Below are 18,760 nucleotides of genomic sequence, written 5' to 3'. Positions count from 1 at the left end.
TCACACAACCCATCGACCCACACCACAACCCACACCACCACACCCCACATAAAACAAAACCACACAACACTCAACAAGATGCTTGAGGACAGCCTGCCATTTCAAATCCCATGAATCGTCCATGACCAGGTTGCAGGTCTGCACGCTGGGGCGCGAGCTTGGATTTCGCAGCTTGGCCAGCAGGCCGCCTAAGTTACTGAGGGTGTGGGAGAGCATGCAGCGGCTCGTACGGGTGCCCGCATCGGGGGTGGCGAGGATGAATAACGCCTCGAACATGGTGGCAGAGTGATACTAGGATCCCTTAAGGCTGGCGCCGCCGAATATGCGTTTATGCGTTGCAGTACCTCGGACATGCCCCATGCCAGTGTTGGTGCTCCGTCGGTGCGCTACGTAATCGACTGTTCGCCGACACTACTGGCGGCTTGAGCGATCTGATCGGCGGTTACTGAAGCACCTTACAGACTGAGTCTATTGACGTACTCTGCGGCGGTTGCCGCGGTGCTGTCGGTTTGTGCGGCCAGTGCGTTGAGGGTGAAAGTAGAGATTCTGGTTGATGATCGACGTGGTGATAAGCGCTATGACAGCAATGAAGGACTCGATAAGTATGCCGCCGTAGCTGAACAGCCACATCTGGCAACAACTTGAGTGTTGTCCCGGGTGAGATCGGGGCGTGGACTCCGGACAGTGCGCTGCATGCGATGGTGACCAACAAGAACGGGAACAGTGTGCCGGCCGAACATTTGCCTCTTGCCGTGAGCGGCAAACCGCGAGATTGCGGGTGCTTGCATGGCCGGATGGGAGGTTCAGATGCCGATCGTGAGCAACGCAATGGCTCCGACTGGCATGAATGTCACTAGGTAGTCGCGCAGCGCAAGCAGCAACCACACCGGAAGCACTGCTGCGGCGAAACCGTAAATGGTGAGGCATCAGTACAAGGTCACTGGCGGCAGGTTTAACTAGAAAGTGCCCTAAGGTTTTTCGACCACATAGTTGCTGTAGGCTACCGTGAGCAGTAGTCGTACGAACTCCACGATTGATACCTCTGTTCCCCACCCGGGACGCAGGGACCTCAGGTAGCAGGCCTAAAAAGGGCGATCGGCTATAGTCCGTGGTGATGGAGAGCACGCCCCAGATGCTCGTAACACGATCACGATAATGGCGAGGGCCCGCCCAGTGCACCTTGGACGGTTCGCTACTTAGCAGCCGCAGCAGAAGGAGCTGCTCGGTTTTGGTTGTGGCAGTGAATAATCGCGTGATGTGTTCGGCGCGCTGGGACTGAGCTCCTTTTCCGGACACCGCGCTGATCTCGGAGAAGGTGGCTTCGACGTCGGTAACGATCAGCACCGACTACGATGCCGCTACGGGTCGTGACCGCAGCAGCGCCTAGTCAACGCCGATACGGTGTTGGGGTAGTTCACCGGAAAGCCGCGACACAATGATCACGACCACATTGGCGTCAGGCGCGGCAACGCACAGCAAGTCAATGACGTGCGTGACCTTAGACAGCCACGACTAGGTGTCGCCAACATCGTACGACTTGGCGGCAACGTCGAAAAACAGTACAGTTCAGGCGTGGCATGATGTGCCGAAGTCGTGGCTACGCGGGAGCAGTAGCGTGTATACTTAAAAGATTCTGACGTGGAGGTCAGAATTGGAGAGCAACGAGACGTTAAGGTTGTCGTCATTGACATCAGGGATGAGGCGGGCTACCGCTTAACTGTTAGGTCGGGCGTGGTGCACAAGTCACTGTTCTAGATCGCGATGGTTTTGACGGCAAGAAGTTGCCGACGGTCTCAGCTGGGTGTTCTACCCAGTCAACGTCACCGATTTCACTGGCACTGAGCAGGCGCTGCAAACCGCGGTTGACAACCTTGGCGGGTTGCCACGAACACGAACGAGCTCGAGGATGATGGAGCGCGGCGTAGTCATCAATACCGCGTCGATTGCGGCTTTCGAGAGCCAGATTGGGCAGGTCGCTTACACCGCCGCCAAGGTGGCGATCGCGGGCGTGTGCTTGATGATGGCACGGCGACCTGGGATCGCCGGGAGTCTGGGTTCTGGCGATCGCCTCGAGTTTATTTTTGGTCGGCTTGATCGCGATGGTTCCTGACGAGATGGCGGCCATCGTGGACAACCGATACTCAACGGTTAATGTCTGCAACCTGGATGTCGGACAGCAAACAGCCGCTTTGGCGATCCTGTTGCGTTACGTACACTCTGAATTCTAAATTCCTACCGGGAAGCGGCGCGAGGAGGACCTCGATGGGTATCGCACTGACCGACGACCATCGCGAGCTGGCCGAGGTAGCCCGCGCGTTCTTGATCTCGCAGAAGGCGCGCTGGGCGGCCCGGTCGCTACTCGATACGCCTGACGAGACCCGGCCTGGATTCTGGTCCGATATGGTGGAGCTCGGCTGGCTCGGTCTGCACGTGGATGAAGAGTATGGCGGTTCAGGCTACGGATTGCCCGAACTCGTGGTGGTGATAGAGGAACTCGGTCGTGCGGTGGCGCCGGGGCCGTTCGTCCCGACCGTGATTGCGTCGGCGGTGATTGGCAACGACGGCACCGCCGATCAGAAAACGCGGCTGCTACCCGGGCTGGTCGACGGAAGCCTTACCGCGGGCATCGGGCTGAATGGCAAGGTACAGGTCACAGACTGTGGTATAGCTGACGGCGAAGCCGGAATTGTGTTGGGGGCGGGGCTCGCCGAGCTGCTGCTGATCGCCACCGATGACGATGTGTTGGTGTTGGAACGAGGTCGCGTGGGCGTGTCGGTGGACATGCCCGAAAACCTCGATCCGACTCGGCGTTGTGGGCGCGTCCGGCTGCACAACGTCGGTGTCACTGCTGATGACATCTTGCCCAGGGCACGGCTATCGATGCTAGCTCGGGCTCGCACGTTGCTAACTGCCGAGGCGGTGGGTGGGGCGTCCGACTGTGTCGATGCCGCCGTCGGGTATGCCAAGGTGCGTCAACAATTTGGCCGTACCATTGCCACATTCCAAGCAGTCAAGCATCATTGCGCGAACATGCTGGTAGCCGCCGAATCGGCGGTCGCCGCGGTATGGGATGCCGCACGTGCGGCATCCCAGGATGAAGAGCAATTCCGGCTGGCCGCTGCAGTGGCGGCCGCGCTGGCGTTCCCCGCCTATGCACGCAATGCCGAACTCAACATCCAGGTGTATGGTGGCGTCGGCTTCACCTGGGAACACGATGCGCATCTGCACCTGAGGCGGGCGCTGGTCAGTGTGGCATTGTTGGGTGGTGGCGCGCCGGCTGCCGATGTTTTCGAGCGCACTGCGGCAGGTGCTGTCCGGGCTAACAGCCTGGACTTGCCGGCCGAAGCGGAAGAACTGCGTATCCGGGTCCGTGCCGACGCAGCCGAGATCGCCGCTCTGGACAGGAAGGCGCAGCGCGACAAGCTGATCGAGACCGGCTACGTAATGCCGCACTGGCCCCAGCCGTGGGGTCGCGCGGCCGATGCCGTGGAACAGTTGGTGATCGATGAGGAGTTCCACACTGCCGGCATTAGACGTCCGGACTACTCGATTACCGGCTGGGTAATTCTGACTCTGATCCAGCACGGAACACCTTGGCAGATTGAAAGATTCGTGGAGAAGGCGTTACGTCAGGAAGAGATCTGGTGTCAGCTGTTCTCCGAACCCGACGCTGGTTCGGATGCGGCGTCCGTTAAGACGCGGGCCACGCGAGTGGACGGCGGCTGGAAGATTTCAGGGCAAAAGGTGTGGGTCAGTGGAGCCCAGTACTGCCACCGCGGCTTGGCTACTGTACGTACCGACCCGGATGCCCCGAAGCATGCGGGCATTACCACCGTGATCATCGACATGAAGGCGGTGGGCGTTGAGGTGCGGCCATTGCGGCAGATCACCGGCGGATCGGAATTCAACGAGGTGTTCTTCAACGACGTGTTAGTCCCGGACGAGGACGTGGTTGGTGCGCCCAACTCCGGGTGGACGGTTGCGCGGGCGACGTTGGGCAATGAGCGGGTTAGCATTGGAAGTAGTGGATCGTTTTACCAGGGCTTGGCGGCGCAACTGGTACAGCTGGCCCAGCAGCGTGTGGATCGGGTGGCGGATGCGGAAATCCGCATTGGAACTTACCTTGCCGAAGACCACGCACTGCGGTTGCTGAACTTGCGTCGCGCCGTCCGCAGTGTCGAAGGAGCGGGCCCGGGTCCGGAAGGCAACATCACCAAACTTAAGCTGGCTGAGCACATGGTTGAGGGCGCGATGATCTCGTCGGCGCTACTGGGGCCTGAGGTTGCGTTGCTAGACGGGCCTGGCGCGGTGGCTGGCCGGTTGATCATGGGGGCTCGCGGTATGGCCATCGCCGGCGGCACTTCTGAGGTCGCTCGCAACCAAATTGCTGAGCGTATCCTTGGCATGCCTCGCGATCCGCTGATCAACTAACAGCCTCTGGCTGCATTGTGTTAGGTTAAACTCTTGGAATCTGTTGCGGAATAGTGGAGCAATGGCAGTCTTTTGGTATCACCAACGCCGCGGTACCAACAGGGCCAGGCTTGGCCTGATTCTGCTGAGATGATATCAGTGCGACAAATGCACCGGTAGAAAAACGAATCAAGAGATGTCTTATCACCCTTTGCCTACAAGTTTTACTATAGCGAGCTGTAAGCCGGATACCGACTTTCACAACATGTATGTAGGCCCGGGTACTTGTTTGATGGTCGCTGCTGTTGTTGGAGTGGCAGCACATGGTTGAGAAGATTTCTTCCGGAGTTGTTGGGCTGTTTGGCGAGATTATTCAGGGACTGCAAGAGCAGTGCTCAGGTCCTTCGACAAGACGGATGTATAGAGCGGCCATGCAGTTTTTGAGCTACTGCGTATGCTCGCAATAGCGCACTAACAGATCGTTTAACTCTGCACGTCCTAATTCTAATGTGCATCGGATAATAGCTGTCCCCAGGGGGTTGCCGATAAACGCGCTGAGTGATATAAGTTGGCGGCGATCAACTAACTCGAGCTAAGCACTCCGGTGATCACGGACCTCGATGCGTAATACACACAGTACGGGAACCGCGCCGTCGTGGTGATGCGGAGCTATGACATGCTGGCGTGTTCAGCGTTGTTGGCGACGACTCCGTGGTTGGTGCTCCCTCCGATCACCATCTGCTAGGAGTTGTGTCGGCGCAATTTAGCACTAGAATTTTCGGAAATTACTATGCTACAACGTCTTTTCGGCTAGGTTGCCGGTACTGGATAGATGGCCTGCCGCTACATCTGCAAGATCACCCTGACTTGTGCCCGTTGATCGGTTAACTGCCGGTGCGACCCACATTTCACTGAATCCTGTTTACAGCTAATGCTATTGGCAGTTACTTACAGGACGTTTTGTTCGGTGAGATCGACGATGGTGACCACGTACGGAGTCGGGATGTCCGGGCTGTACAGGTGGTAGTTAACGGCGTAGGCGCACACTGTGCCGTGTCGCGATACAGACCGTATGTCCAGCGTGCGTAGACGTCGCAGTGCTCGAGAGCAGCTGCCATATCGGCTCGGGCTGCTTGGCTGACACCACGAATGCAGTGTACTCTACAATTAGTTTGGTGGGTCTGGAGAGTTTGTTCCTACGGGCGGTGGCGGTGCAAATGAGCTATTTTAAAAAAGATGTTATTATTCTTGATGCCGGGTTCTCGCGAATCGGTCGTCGCACCGGTACTCCGGGGCTAAAGCTGGCCAGGGGGCTGTGCGGGCTACCATACAATGCCGCGGTTTAGTCGTCGCCGACATCGACGGGATCGCTACCCTGGGCGACATCCCTGCCGATGAGGTTGACGTCGTAATTGTGGATTGGTGCTGTGGACTGCGGAACTGGAGGAACTGGATTCGACACCGCTGTCTTGCTGAGCCCGATTATGTTAACGTGCCGTGCAGTTGCGCAGTCACAGACTCGTTACGTGGTCGTGTGTCACACTATATAGACTATATAGATGGCGCCCATTTTACCGGAATAGGAAAATACGCTTCGCGACCGGCAGTCAAACCAATGGTCGATATCCGCCGATCTGGTTGTGGTCTATGATTACTCCGCGGCGAGTTGATTGGCGCTGAGCTTCTATCGCTATATGGAATTGTATGGAACCACCAAGGAGCAGTTGAGTTGGTCGGCACGCTCGGTTGTGTTGGAAATTGATGTAGTTCGGACTGTGGGACTGTGATGTCCCCATCGACGGCTCGATCGCGATGGTGGTGTTCCGCACGGGGTGCACTCAGCGATTGTCAGCACCGCGCAATGACGGTGCAGGGGATCGGTGAATCCGACGGTGTCGGTGGCTGGTTCCACCGCGACAACTACCCCAAGAGGGCTATGTCAGATACGACGGCGTAGATTGTGGTCACGAGCTAAGCTGACTTCCGCCGGCCTTGATCTCGTGCAGTTATACGAGGGTTGCACGTATCTGGTCATCGCGTGATTGGAAGTCCTTGATGTATGTGGCGACGGTGAAGACGGTCCGTTCATGGTGGGTGGTGTGTGAATTGCCGGTGATGGTGTGCTGCCGCTGAAATGCTTATAGCGGCTAACCTTCGACTAGGTGCACGCATATCTAGCCAATAGCATACCATGCCTGTTTGCAATTGCGCGGCAAGGTGGGTGAGTGGAAGGTGCCGTAACGCCTGAAGGTCGCGGTGGTTTCGGCGGGTGGAGGATCTATCGCGGGATGCATGTTGCTCGCATGTTTAGTCATTTTGTGGGAGAGCGTAATTAAGCACCAATGAGCACCGAGTCGGATACAGTCGGGCGGACAAACGAGCTCCGAATATCGCGCGCTGCATCGAGGAAGATATCGTTCGCCGTGGCTGGAATCACCGGAGCATCGCTGGGTTCGGAACGTGCTCTGCAACAGTGCTATCAGGTCAGTCGATCGATGCTGCGAGAAGCGGTTCGACTCGTCGAATACCATCAGGTCGTCAGGATGCGCCGCAGGCCAGGTGGCGGGCTGCTTATCTATGGGTCTGACGCGGGCCCTGCGACCCGAGCGGTCGTCATCTATACTTAATATGCTCGACGAGCTACTTGATGCCCGTCTGGTGCTCGAGCCACTGGGGGCCTCTCTTGCCGTGGAACGGATCGGTGAAGTCGGCATTGAGCGGCTGCGTGCGGTCTTGCGTACAATGTAATGTTCAGGCGAATGTCGGAGCCCGGCTTACCGGCACGGGACGAACTCCACATCGCGCTTGCTGAGCAGTGGAAAAGCCATATTCTGCAATTATTTATCGATGTAATGGTGGGTATCATCGTGCGATACGTGCTCCAGTCATGGACCACTTCTGCCGATGCGGTCATCGAAGCGATAGATCAGACGCATAGTGCGCACTCCGAAATTGTTGCTGCGGTTACAGTCGGTGGCGCAGTGCGGTCATTGATGGCAGGATTGGTGAGGCGAGGTAAATCAGCGGGCCGTGTGTTTAATACAGGAACAGCGCGTAGTCGATGCCTCCCCGGAACACATCGATGATGTGACCGAGAACGAGAACTCCTGAATCGCCTAGTATGGACTTGAGGCCGCTCCCGACGGGCGGTTCGGCCAGTACTCTAGTCTTCCAATCGTGGGCGAGCAGGCGCCTTTCGAATCTGCCTATACCGGAGATAGCGTTAAGCGTTGGGGTGCATCGGCACTGGGTTTTGGTCCAACACATAGCGTGACGTGCTGGTGGTGGCGGCCATGAATGCTGTTTTGTCTGTCTGCACAAACGATGATAATATTACTGAATATTAATTCTTTGGACAAACTTGACGGCTGTCAAGTTTTCTTTTGGAACGGCTTGATGCAAGATCAGGGTGATCACAAGATGAGTCGCCAAAGCGTCAGCCAGGAGCAGAATGTACGAGCCGTGCTAAAGTGAGGTAATTGGCATCGGCAAGCAATCCTGTAAGCAGTACGTGAGTTCCTGTGAGGAGAGACCGTTCGCAGAGCTGTCGGTCAGCACTATTAGCCATCCCGCCGAGGTGACCCAATCCGGCTTCTATTTCTATTTCGATTCCAAGTGCTCTGTGCTTGCCCAGATTCTGGCTGAGGTAGCCGAAGAACTCGAAGAATTCACCTAAGTATTTCGCCTCCTGCCAGTAGAGCGAGTCGCCTGAACAGTCCGCCAAGCGAATGGTGGGAAATGCCGCCGTTATCTACGCACACAACAGGACGGTCTGTAATGCGGCCCGTCACAATGATATTGAGATCCACGATATTCTCGAATGGCAATTTGAGATGCTGGTGTGCCAGATTGTCGGCGTCGTTGAGGTCGAAATGAAGGCGAGGGCTGCGCATCCAATCTGTGAAGACATCCCAACATTGATCCGTACGCTGGCGGGTACTATCGCGTTGACGTTGATTGGTGATTCTATGCTGGGTGGTTGCGATAGTGATGTGAAGCACCGCGTGTTGGTGCTCGAGCAGATGTGGCTCAACGCTTTGTGAGGCGGCGGCCGAAGGTAAGCCATGGTACAGAAGGCACGGTATTTCGCGGGAAAGCGGTGTTTTATCACTGGTGCGGCTAGCGGTATCGGTCGAGCCACCGCATTGCGGCTCGCAGCCCACGGTGCTGAGCTGTATCTGACCGACCGCCACTGTGATGGTTTGGTCCAAACTGTGTCCGATGCCCGGGCACTCGGTGCACAGGTACCCGAACACCGTGCCCTGGACGTTTCCGACTACGACGAGGTGGCAGCGTTCGGCGCTGACATCCATGCGAGGCATCCCAGCATGGACGTCGTGATGAATATTGCCGGCGTGTCGGTCTGGGGAACCGTTGACCGGCTCACCCACGACCAGTGGAGCAATTTGGTCGCGATCAACCTAATGGGCCCGATCCACGTCATTGAGACGTTGGTGCCACCTATGCTGGCCGCCGGCCGGGGTGGTCATTTGGTCAATGTCTCCTCAGCGGCCGGTCTGGTCGCGCTGCCTTGGCATGCGGCCTACAGTGCCAGCAAGTACGGACTGCGTGGACTTTCTGAGGTACTGCGCTTCGACCTGGCCTCTCACCGCATCGGGGTGTCGGTCGTGGTGCCCGGTGCGGTGCGAACGCCACTGGTCAACACTGTCGAAATTGCCGGGGTCGACCGCCAAGACCCGAATGTCAGTAGGTGGGTTGGCCGCTTCAGTAATCATGCCGTGTCAGCGGAAAAGGCAGCCGAGAAGATCTTGGCTGGGGTGGCAAAAAATCGGTATCTGATCTACACTTCGCACGATATCCGGGTGCTGTATGGATTCAAACGGCTGGCATGGTGGCCGTATAGCGTGGCGATGCGGCGAGTCAACGTGGTTTTTACCCGGGCCCTTCGGCCCGGCCCGGTGTCACGCTGACGCTACGTGAGCGTCTCGAGGTCGAACCGCACTTCGAACTCCGAGTAATTGGATCGGGCGGTCCAGTTCGAGCAAACTCAGGACGCGCAGTGCCGCGGCGGTGATGACATCGGGATGGGTGGTAGGCGCGTCCAGTGTGCGGATTGTGGCGCAGGCGTAAAACGTTGCGGTGCACACGGTGACCGTCACCCAGGTTACCGCGCGATGAGGCTATCATATCGGTCAATGCACGCTGCACCAACTTCGTTACCACCAAGTCTATTTCGTCTCGGTTAGTCAAAACCACGTGGAAATGTGACGATATGGCTGCGGGAGGGCGGAACCCATGGTAAACAGCAGCCACAAGCAGGTCCGTGGACCAAATGCAGAAATCAGCATCTTGATGTAGCTATGAGCAAGCTGCCACGCTGTCATTATCCTGAATTTTCAAAACTTTTCGCTATCTTAAGCCCTATATGCTTAGCGTGTCGATCGATCAGCTATCAGGACCATCTAATTCGCGTTGGTTAAGGTAAAGGTCCCAGCAGGTTTCGCGAAACCTGTGGTAGCCTTGGCGCGCTGATTGGTCTCGCTAATGTCGACCGAGCAAGACAGCTAGGCGTCCGACAAGATGACGGCGCGGATGTGCTCAGCGATTTCGGTGGTCTGGGCTGTATTTGCTATGTTCAACCTGATATGCGCCTCGTTCCAGCCTCAGATCTCGATCGGGTGTCCCAAATCGCACAATAACTCTATCGCGTGGTCGGACGCGTCGTTATAGGCGGTCGGATCGGACGTTAAAATGTGATGCCAGGGCAGCGCCCGGTGGCCGTTCGTAGTGGCATGTTTGTGTGCCCACCGGATTCGCGGGTCTCATATGAGGCAAAAGTGACGGCCTTGCATGGTTCAGTTGGACCGCCAGCGCTGTCAAGAATGACCGGTAGCTCGGCTAGTTCTAGGGTGGCGGTGAGGCTCGGCTGATGCCAAAAACTGGCTGCGGTTGACGTGGAGGACCCAGTTAGTCACCGCTTGCACAGCTTGTGCCAGGCTCTCCTATGCTTTTGCCCCAACGTCTCTAGGACGTGGCCGCCATAGTTAAGTTTATGTTCCGTGTAGCCGGCGTCGAGCAGCGCCAGTAGGGCGTCGGTCTGGATATTGAGGTCGCCGGTGGTTTTCGCCGACTGTAAAAGCATCCGCAGATGAGTGCGCTGCACCGCGACCGCCCCAACGTAGCGGGTCAGCGGGCTATCGCCAGCAGCGCGTGGCAAATATTAAGTATTATAAAATAATCTTAATTCGCACTGCTTCAGCTCTTGGCGGGCAAGGCTCCCGGACAGTCGCGAGATTTCCGTAAATTTGCATGGCATCGGCAGTCAGCTTGCTGCCGAGGTGAGCAGAACACATTCGGTTAGCAACAGAGCCGCCAGTTACCGCTGGCGGCTTTGCTGGCGGCAAGAGGCGTGCCGGTGACACCAGCCTTGTTGGTTGGTTGGTGATACTGATGCGGATGGGCGCCTGCGGCGACTGTTATGAGCTCCGACACGCCGGATGGTTTGCAGGGCACGGCTTACGACCAGGGAATTCCATAAATGTTGTTCAGAACATCTTGTACCTCTTCTCCTCGTTACCCACTAGCTGTAGTGTTTACAGGTACCAGCAGATCTCAGGTTCACTGCGCCAACCAGGCGGGTGATCGTTCCGGAGTCGGTACTGCCAGGTCGGGTGATGTGGCGGCCGTACGACGGGAATGTTGGGAGTTTGGTGGATCGCTGACCACAGCACATACGTTGTATTTGAATAGTTGCCAGTCCATGTAGCCCTTCTAGAAGCTTTCCGCAAAGGAGCGGTATTTCTGATGAGTATCACCGTGTACATCAAGCCCGCGTGTGTGCAGTGCAGCGCCACCTACAAGGCGCTAGATAAGCAGGGCATCGCATACCAGACGGTCGACATCAGTCTCGATTCCGCGGCGCGCGACTACGTAATGGCACTGGGCTACTTGCAGGCGCCGGTCGTGGTGGCCGGAAACGACCATTGGTCAGGCTTCCGGCCTGATCGCATCAAGGCACTTGCCGGGGCCGTGTTGACCGCGTAGCCGGGCGGATATCTAGGTAAGGAGGTTGCGATGCAGGGGCGCAACCTAGTCTATTTCTCTTCGGTGTCGGAGAATACTCATCGCTTCGTACAGAAGCTGGGTGTTCCCGCCACGCGGATACCGTTGCATGGTCATATCGAGGTCAACGAACCCTACGTGTTGGTGTTGCCCACGTACGGTGGTGGCCGAGCCACTCCGGATCTTCAAGCAGGCGGTTATGTCCCCAAACAGGTCATCGCCTTTTTGAACAACAAGCACAATCGAGCATTACTGTGCGGGGTGATCGCGGCCGGTAACACCAACTTCGGCGCAGGATTCTGTTACGCAGGCGATGTCGTTGCCCACAAATGTGGCGTTCCGTATCTCTACCGCTTCGAACTGATGGGTACCGAGGATGACGTCGTCGCTGTCCGAGTGGGCTTAGGCAATTTCTGGACTGACTTCTGGAAGGAACAGACATGTCATCAACTGTCATTGCAGAGCCGACAACTGCCGACACCCATGTGTTGTCGGATGAAATAGACTACCATGCGCTCAACGCAATGCTGAATCTGTACGACGTGAACGGCAAGATTCAGTTTGACAAGGACGTACTTGCGGCGCGCCAGTTCTTCCTGCAGCATGTCAATCAGAACACAGTCTTCTTCCATAATCAGGACGAGAAGCTTGACTATCTGATCCGCGAGAACTACTATGCGCGTGAGGTGCTTGACCAGTATTCGCGTAGCTTCGTCAAGTCGCTGTTGGATCGTGCCTACGCCAAGAAGTTCCGGTTCCCAACGTTTCTGGGTGCGTTCAAGTACTACACCTCCTACACACTCAAGACGTTTGACGGGAAGCGGTATTTAGAACGCTTCGAAGACCGGGTCTGTATGGTTGCACTCACGTTGGCTGCCGGAGACACCGGACTGGCCGAGAAGCTCGTCGACGAGATCATCGACGGTCGGTTCCAGCCGGCTACCCCGACCTTTTTGAACTCGGGTAAGAAGCAACGCGGCGAACCAGTGAGCTGTTTTTTGCTGCGCATCGAGGACAACATGGAGTCGATCGGGCGATCGATCAACTCCGCGCTACAGTTATCCAAGCGCGGTGGGGGTGTTGCCTTGCTGCTGAGCAACATTCGCGAGTACGGTGCACCGATCAAGAACATCGAAAACCAGTCTTCCGGAGTCATCCCGATCATGAAGTTGCTTGAAGATTCGTTCTCGTATGCCAATCAGTTAGGTGCACGCCAAGGAGCCGGTGCGGTGTACCTGCACGCCCATCACCCTGATATCTGCCGTTTCCTGGACACCAAGCGAGAAAACGCCGACGAGAAGATTCGGATCAAGACGCTGAGCCTGGGAGTGGTGATTCCCGACATCACCTTCGAGCTGGCCAAACGTAACGAAGACATGTACCTGTTTTCGCCGTACGACGTCGAACGGGTTTATGGTGTGCCGTTCGCCGATATCTCGGTGACCGAGAAGTACTATGAGATGCTCGATGACGCACGTATCCGCAAAGCCAAGATCAAGGCGCGGGAATTCTTCCAGAAGTTGGCCGAGCTGCAGTTCGAGTCCGGTTACCCTTATGTCATGTTCGAGGACACGGTGAACCGGGCTAACCCCATCGCGGGCAGGATCACCCACTCGAACCTGTGCACGGAGATCCTGCAGGTGTCTACACCGTCGTTGTTCAACGATGACTTGTCATATGCCAAAGTAGGCAAGGATATTTCATGCAACCTGGGGTCGCTGAACATCGCTAAGACGATGGACTCACCACACTTTGCGCAGACGATTGAGGTGGCGATCCGCGCGCTGACTGCGGTGAGTGACCAGACACACATCAAGTCGGTTCCCTCAATCGAGCAGGGCAACAACGACTCTCACGCGATCGGACTGGGACAGATGAACCTGCACGGCTACCTGGCTCGTGAAAGTATCTTCTATGGCTCCAAAGAGGGAATCGATTTCACCAACATTTACTTCTATACAGTGTTGTTTCATGTGCTGCGAGCCTCGAACTGCATCGCAATCGAACGGGGTATACCCTTCAAGGGTTTTGAGCGGTCTAAGTACGCGTCGGGGGAGTTCTTCGACAAATACATCGAGCAGACGTGGGAGCCGAAAACCAACAAGGTGCGTCAGCTGTTCGCTGAGGCAGGTATCTGCATCCCGACCCAGGACGATTGGAAGCAGCTCAAGGAGTTAGTAGCCGCGCATGGCATCTATAACCAGAACTTGCAAGCGGTGCCGCCAACCGGATCGATCTCCTACATTAACCATTCGACGTCGTCGATCCACCCTATCGTATCGAAGGTCGAGATCCGCAAAGAAGGCAAAATCGGCCGGGCGTACTACCCGGCTCCCTACATGACCAATGACAACCTGGAGTACTACCAGGACGCTTACGAGATCGGGTACCGGAAGATCATCGATACCTACGTGGCGGCCACCCAACACGTCGATCAAGGGCTCTCGCTGACGTTGTTTTTCAAGGACACCGCCACCACCCGCGATGTGAATAAGGCGCAGATCTATGCGTGGAGCAAGGGAATCAAGACCCTGTACTACATTCGGCTGCGACAGATGGCGTTGGAAGGTACCGAGATCGAGGGCTGCGTGTCCTGCATGCTGTAGTTCCTCGCGAGTGTGAATCCTGTGACGGCTCTCCAGAGTGTGTTGTGCCGTCAGATGCGCGCTTGCGAACCGTTGGATGGCCAGTCTGCGCAGGTCAGAATGTGTGACACGGTAAGGTACTTGATGTGGGGAGAATTAGGCGACCCCATCCCAGCACAAAGCTCGGGGTAAAGGTCGATGCGCGCAGCGAACGTTGGCGCGAACACCGTAAAAAGGTGCGCGGCGAAATCGTCGATGCGGCTTTCCGCGCTCTTGACCGGCTGGGGCCCGAGGTCAGTGTGCGGGAAATCGCCGAAGAAGCCGGTACCGCTAAGCCCAAGATCTACCGGCATTTCACCGACAAGTCCGATCTGTTCGAGGCCATCGGCATGCGTTTGCGCGACATGCTGTGGGCAGCGATCTTCTCGGCTATCGACTTAGCCAACGACTCGGCTCGCGAAGTCATTCGGCACGGTGTCGACGAATATGTCAGCCTCGTCGACAAGCATCCCAACGTGTTGCGCGTCTTCATCCAGGGCCGGTTCTCGGTGCAGTCCGAGGCGACGGTGCAGACCCTCAACGAAGGTCGTGAGATCACCCTGACCATGGCCGAGATGTTCAACAACGAGCTGCGGGAAATGGAGCTGAACCACGCGGCGGGCGAACTTGCCGCGTTCGCGGCCTTTGGATCGGCCGCGTCGGCCACCGAGTGGTGGTTGGGCCCTGAACCCAATAGCCCGCGGCGGATGCCGCGTGAGCAGTTCGTTACGCATCTGACGACCATCATGCTGGCCGTTATCCTCGGAACCGCCGAGACGCTTGGTATCTCGATGAATCCTGACCGGCCGATCCATGACGCGGTACCGCTCGATCGCTCCGCGGGTTGAGCATCGGCAGCGTTGACGTTGCCGTGGCGATCGATAACGCTCGTTATATCCGATACTCTAGGTACCGGTTATTTGTGGACAGCTAGGTGCGTAGGCCAAAGATATGCATGTCGCGCACAAGCCCCATAGGAAGACCTATTTAACATGACGAATGCTGAGACTCAACCGGACACCTACGCTGAGCTGGGTCCTGAGGGCCAACAGTCTGTGTACATCCGTGCTCTCATTATCGGGACCGGGTTCTCTGGTCTGGGGATGGCGATCGCGCTGCAACGGCAAAGTGTCGATTTCGTGATCCTGGAGAAGGCCGACGACATCGGTGGTACCTGGCAGGACAACAGCTACCCCGGCTGCGCCTGTGACATCCCGTCTCACCTGTACTCTTTTTCCTTCGAGCCCAAGCCGGATTGGAAACATCTGTTTTCCTACCAACCCGAGATCTGGCACTACCTCAAAGGAGTCACCGAGAAGTACAGTCTGCACCGTTACATTGTTTTCAACTTGCTGGTCGATCGCGGCCACTGGGACGAGGACGAGTACCGCTGGCATGTGTTCACGTCCGATGGGCGAGAATACGTTGCCCAGTTCCTGATCTCGGGGGCAGGAGCGCTGCCTATCCCGTCGATTCCTGACATTGAGGGTCGTGACGAATTCCGCGGCCCCGCTTTCCATTCCGCGCACTGGGAGCACGGTGTAGATTTGACCGGAAAGCGGGTGGCAATGATTGGGACCAGGCGCCAGCGCGATCTAGATTGTGCCCGAGATCGTTCGTCAGGTTAGTGAACTCCATCTCTACCAACGCACCCTACCCTGGGTGGTGCCGCGCATTAGCATAGAATTGCCATTGCGGCTGCGGCGCACTCTGACGAATGTCCCGGGACTGCTGGCCTTGCTGCGCGTTGGCATCTACTGGGCGTATAAGGTGTTGGCGTATGGCATGATGAAACGACCGAACACACTCAAGGTCATCGGAGCCTTTGCCAAATGGAACATCTGCCACTCGGTGAAAGACCCCGAGCTGCGTCGCAGGCTGGTTCCGAACTACCGTATCGGTTGCAAGCGAATCCTGAACTCTTCCAATGATTATCGGGCTGTCGTGAACCCGAAGACCGAATTGGCCACCGAAGCCATCAGCCGAATCACGCGCGACGGGATCGCCACTGTCGACGGTGCTGGCCGTGAGGTCTTCCGAGAAGTGGATGTGGTCGTCTACGGCGCAGGCTTTCATGTCACCGACTCCTACACCTACGTTCAGATCAAGGAGTGTCACGACGAGGATCTGGTCGATCGCTGGAACCGTGAGGGTATGGTTGCTCACCGCGGGATCACCGTCGCTGATATGCCCAATTTGTTCTTCTTGCTGGGCCCCAAGACCGGACTAGGGCACAACTCCGTTGTGTTCACGATCGAATCCCAAATCCGCTATATCGTTGACGCGATCTCGACGTGCGACTGGTCAGGAGCGCAAGCGCTGGCTCCAACGGGTGTCGCCTAGAACCGTTTCAACGACGAGCTGCAACGTAACTTGGCTCACTCGGTGTGGAACATCGGTGGCTGCAGCAGCTGGTATCTCGACAAGCATGACAAGAACCCCACGCTTCGGGACGACTATACTTAACAGTACTGGTGGGGGACCCGCTCGGTCAAGTCTGCGGAATACCAATTCTTTGGAATGGAGATGAGCTCATTGCACCAGCATGCGCCGCTCACGACGGCAAATTAGACGGCTGCGCTGGGTGACATGGCAAACACTATTTTTTGTGTTGCAGCGGCATGTCGGACCCCAGGGGTAGTGTTTGGAGTCTAAGTACTATGGGCAAGCTGTTAGCCTAATTGGGCATGTGAAGTGGAGTTTTGGTGACTGAGAAGATGAATCTGATTGACCGCGTTTCGGCGATCAATTGGAACCGGCTGCAAGACGATAAGGACGCTGAAGTCTGGGACCGGTTGACCGGAAACTTCTGGCTACCCGAGAAGGTGCCGGTGTCCAACGACCTTCCGTCCTGGGGCACGCTGACCGCCAGCGAAAAGCAGCTGACAATGCGGGTGTTCACCGGTCTGACGCTGCTCGACACGATCCAAGGCACGGTCGGAGCGGTCAGCCTAATTCCTGACGCGCTGACGCCACATGAGGAGGCCGTGCTTACCAATATTGCGTTCATGGAGTCGGTGCACGCCAAGAGCTACAGCTCGATCTTCTCCACACTGTGTTCGACAGCGGAGATCGACGAAGTGTTCCGTTGGTCGGAAGAGAACACCAACCTGCAGCGCAAAGCCGAGATTGTGATGCAATATTACCGAGGTGACGAACCGCTTAAGCGTAAGGTGGCCTCTACTCTACTGGAAAGCTTCCTGTTTTACTCTGGATTCTATCTGCCGATGTACTGGTCGAGCCGAGCCAAGCTGACCAACACCGCTGATATGATTCGGCTGATTATCCGCGACGAAGCAGTGCACGGTTACTACATCGGCTACAAATTCCAGTGTGGCTTGGTGCTGGTTGACGATGCTAAGCGGGCAGAACTCAAGGAGTACACTTACGAACTGCTCTTTGAGCTCTACGACAATGAGGTGGAATACACCCAGGATCTCTACGACGGAGTCGGGTTGACCGAGGATGTCAAGAAGTTCTTGCGCTACAACGCAAACAAGGCGTTGATGAACCTTGGCTACGAGGCGCTGTTTCCGCGGGACGAGACGGACGTGAACCCGGCGATCCTGTCGGCGTTGTCGCCCAATGCCGACGAGAATCACGATTTTTTCTCCGGCTCGGGGTCGTCCTATGTGATCGGTAAGGCCGTCGCCACCGAGGACGAGGACTGGGACTTCTAAAAACGCTGTTTCTGCGCCGAAATCATCGTAGGAGCAGGCACTTGTCGGTCGTTCGGCTTTGCCGTCGGTGCCTACGTTTTCGGGTGCATCGAATGGCGAAGAGTGCGAGGGCGCCGTGTCGCGGGATGCAATTCACAGCCTTCTGTATTCTGTTAGTTTACCGGACACTAACAACGCGTGGAAAGTTCGCCCTGGACTAGAGTCGCGGGGCCCGCAGGTTGTTGTAAGGTCGATGACCGGACGCAGATTGTTTGCGTGGTGGGCGCGCGTTTCTGACTTGCACAGTTATCCCGCTCTTGATCCATGGGGCCATGATGGCGGATAGCCGAAGGGGTTCTCTGGCGTCGTCGTAGTTTCCCGCGACATAAGCTGGTTGTCTTCGATGACGAAAGTCGCAAACGGCGACAGGTTGTCTGGCGGCGCCTTCGCCCGTCGGTTAATCAATATCAGCCGGAGCGCACTGAAGGGGTGGGAAGGATTCATGTTTTGGCTAGTAGGACCTTTTGGCGAGTAGGACCGCAGAAATACCGCTTTCCCGCAGATCGGACGCCGGTCTTCAATAGCCGTCCCGTTGCCGGGTCCGCTCGTCTAGACGAACGTCGATAACCACGGTCATTGCAGGCGAGCCGTATAGTGCATTGTCATTACATACTTGCCTGCGGTAATAGACGGGGCGAGTAGCGCGAGTACGAACGGATGCTTCGGCTGCCCATACTTTGCTCCACTGGTTGCTGAGGATGCGGCGTATCTGCTACCGCATGCCGAAGGCAGCCGGTTTTCATCGGACCGATACCAATCCAACCCGGCCACAAGTCCGCGTCTCTTTGGTCTCAACGGAATTGCTCTCAGAGGTTATGTGCCAGCTTCGAATTACGAACTCTTTCTCAGGTCAAGCACCGCCGTTTTGCCCCGATCGCCACGATGGCTGTCCTCAAGCATCTTGTTGAGTGTTGTGTGGTTTTGTTTTATGTGGGGTGTGGTGGTGTGGGTTGTGGTGTGGGTCGATGGGTTGTGTGAGTTGAT

At 56.7% G+C, this 18,760-nt stretch carries 11 protein-coding genes and 6 pseudogenes; 13 read left to right on the top strand and 4 right to left on the bottom strand.

Going from position 1 to position 18,760, the window contains the following annotated elements; translation table 11 throughout:
• Both MUBE_RS20230 and MUBE_RS20225 read right to left on the bottom strand, forming a co-directional pair.
• A pseudogene (locus tag MUBE_RS20230) lies at nucleotides 1-279 on the bottom strand (carbon starvation CstA 5TM domain-containing protein); the annotation flags it as partial.
• 163 nt (nucleotides 280-442) lie between these two features.
• Nucleotides 443-709, bottom strand: a complete 267-nt coding sequence (locus MUBE_RS20225; RefSeq protein WP_424399064.1) for a hypothetical protein — start codon at nucleotides 707-709, stop codon at nucleotides 443-445.
• On the opposite strand from MUBE_RS20225, the gene MUBE_RS20220 reads away from it, so the two are divergent.
• The 6 genes and pseudogenes from MUBE_RS20220 (at nucleotide 642) to MUBE_RS08575 (ending at nucleotide 9,341) form a co-directional block, all read left to right on the top strand.
• Nucleotides 642-857: a hypothetical protein gene (locus tag MUBE_RS20220; protein ID WP_424399065.1), complete on the top strand. Its 216-nt coding sequence runs from the start codon at nucleotides 642-644 to the stop codon at nucleotides 855-857. The genes MUBE_RS20225 and MUBE_RS20220 overlap by 68 nt on opposite strands.
• A gap of 873 nt (nucleotides 858-1,730) precedes the next feature.
• Nucleotides 1,731-2,228 (top strand): annotated as a pseudogene (locus MUBE_RS08600) (SDR family NAD(P)-dependent oxidoreductase); the annotation flags it as partial.
• A gap of 34 nt (nucleotides 2,229-2,262) precedes the next feature.
• Complete coding sequence (locus MUBE_RS08595) at nucleotides 2,263-4,431, top strand: acyl-CoA dehydrogenase family protein (RefSeq protein ID WP_116540212.1); 2,169 nt, start codon at nucleotides 2,263-2,265, stop codon at nucleotides 4,429-4,431.
• Nucleotides 4,432-6,752: 2,321 nt separating this feature from the next.
• Nucleotides 6,753-7,385 (top strand): annotated as a pseudogene (locus MUBE_RS19430) (FadR/GntR family transcriptional regulator); the annotation flags it as partial.
• A gap of 520 nt (nucleotides 7,386-7,905) precedes the next feature.
• A pseudogene (locus MUBE_RS08580) lies at nucleotides 7,906-8,453 on the top strand (TetR family transcriptional regulator).
• 21 nt (nucleotides 8,454-8,474) lie between these two features.
• Nucleotides 8,475-9,341 (top strand): SDR family oxidoreductase, encoded by an 867-nt coding sequence (locus MUBE_RS08575; RefSeq protein ID WP_116540211.1) that lies wholly within the window; start codon nucleotides 8,475-8,477, stop codon nucleotides 9,339-9,341.
• Here the strand turns inward: MUBE_RS08575 and MUBE_RS08570 are convergent.
• Nucleotides 9,333-10,355 (bottom strand): annotated as a pseudogene (locus tag MUBE_RS08570) (Y-family DNA polymerase). The gene MUBE_RS08575 and the pseudogene MUBE_RS08570 sit on opposite strands and share 9 nt — an antisense overlap.
• Complete coding sequence (locus MUBE_RS08565; protein WP_133297087.1) at nucleotides 10,343-10,588, bottom strand: hypothetical protein; 246 nt, start codon at nucleotides 10,586-10,588, stop codon at nucleotides 10,343-10,345. The pseudogene MUBE_RS08570 and the gene MUBE_RS08565 overlap by 13 nt, the downstream one beginning before the upstream one ends.
• Before the next feature lie 587 nt (nucleotides 10,589-11,175).
• Here MUBE_RS08565 and MUBE_RS08560 point away from each other — a divergent pair.
• The 7 genes and pseudogenes from MUBE_RS08560 (at nucleotide 11,176) to MUBE_RS18995 (ending at nucleotide 18,251) form a co-directional block, all read left to right on the top strand.
• A complete protein-coding gene (locus MUBE_RS08560; RefSeq protein ID WP_116540209.1) occupies nucleotides 11,176-11,415 on the top strand; it encodes a redoxin NrdH in 240 nt (79 codons plus the stop codon).
• Nucleotides 11,416-11,445: 30 nt separating this feature from the next.
• Complete coding sequence (nrdI, locus tag MUBE_RS08555; RefSeq protein WP_116540208.1) at nucleotides 11,446-11,937, top strand: class Ib ribonucleoside-diphosphate reductase assembly flavoprotein NrdI; 492 nt, start codon at nucleotides 11,446-11,448, stop codon at nucleotides 11,935-11,937.
• Nucleotides 11,874-14,039 (top strand): class 1b ribonucleoside-diphosphate reductase subunit alpha, encoded by a 2,166-nt coding sequence (nrdE, locus tag MUBE_RS08550; protein WP_243632950.1) that lies wholly within the window; start codon nucleotides 11,874-11,876, stop codon nucleotides 14,037-14,039. Before nrdI ends, nrdE begins: the two co-directional genes overlap by 64 nt.
• Nucleotides 14,040-14,164: 125 nt before the next feature.
• Nucleotides 14,165-14,905: a TetR/AcrR family transcriptional regulator gene (locus tag MUBE_RS08545; RefSeq protein ID WP_116540207.1), complete on the top strand. Its 741-nt coding sequence runs from the start codon at nucleotides 14,165-14,167 to the stop codon at nucleotides 14,903-14,905.
• A 144-nt stretch (nucleotides 14,906-15,049) separates the two neighbouring features.
• Nucleotides 15,050-16,628 (top strand): annotated as a pseudogene (locus tag MUBE_RS08540) (flavin-containing monooxygenase).
• Nucleotides 16,629-16,774: 146 nt separating this feature from the next.
• Nucleotides 16,775-17,737, top strand: a complete 963-nt coding sequence (gene nrdF, locus MUBE_RS08535; RefSeq protein ID WP_116540213.1) for a class 1b ribonucleoside-diphosphate reductase subunit beta — start codon at nucleotides 16,775-16,777, stop codon at nucleotides 17,735-17,737.
• A 382-nt stretch (nucleotides 17,738-18,119) separates the two neighbouring features.
• On the top strand, nucleotides 18,120-18,251 hold the full coding sequence (locus tag MUBE_RS18995; protein ID WP_279386700.1) for a hypothetical protein: 132 nt from the start codon (nucleotides 18,120-18,122) through the stop codon (nucleotides 18,249-18,251).
• Nucleotides 18,252-18,760 lie beyond the last annotated feature (509 nt).

This window comes from Mycobacterium uberis, assembly GCF_003408705.1.
In the GTDB taxonomy this organism is placed as follows: Bacteria; Actinomycetota; Actinomycetes; order Mycobacteriales; family Mycobacteriaceae; genus Mycobacterium; species Mycobacterium uberis.
The sequence above is the reverse complement of the archived record's forward strand: the minus strand, read 5'-3'. Positions and strand labels throughout refer to the sequence as shown.

Coding starts and splice junctions, on each gene's coding strand:
- MUBE_RS08595 (WP_116540212.1), top strand. CDS start 2,263: ATGGGTATCGCACTGACCGACGACCATCGCGAGCTGGCCGAGGTAGCC.
- MUBE_RS08575 (WP_116540211.1), top strand. CDS start 8,475: ATGGTACAGAAGGCACGGTATTTCGCGGGAAAGCGGTGTTTTATCACT.
- MUBE_RS08560 (WP_116540209.1), top strand. CDS start 11,176: ATGAGTATCACCGTGTACATCAAGCCCGCGTGTGTGCAGTGCAGCGCC.
- nrdI (WP_116540208.1), top strand. CDS start 11,446: ATGCAGGGGCGCAACCTAGTCTATTTCTCTTCGGTGTCGGAGAATACT.
- nrdE (WP_243632950.1), top strand. CDS start 11,874: ATGTCATCAACTGTCATTGCAGAGCCGACAACTGCCGACACCCATGTG.
- nrdF (WP_116540213.1), top strand. CDS start 16,775: ATGAATCTGATTGACCGCGTTTCGGCGATCAATTGGAACCGGCTGCAA.
- MUBE_RS18995 (WP_279386700.1), top strand. CDS start 18,120: ATGACGAAAGTCGCAAACGGCGACAGGTTGTCTGGCGGCGCCTTCGCC.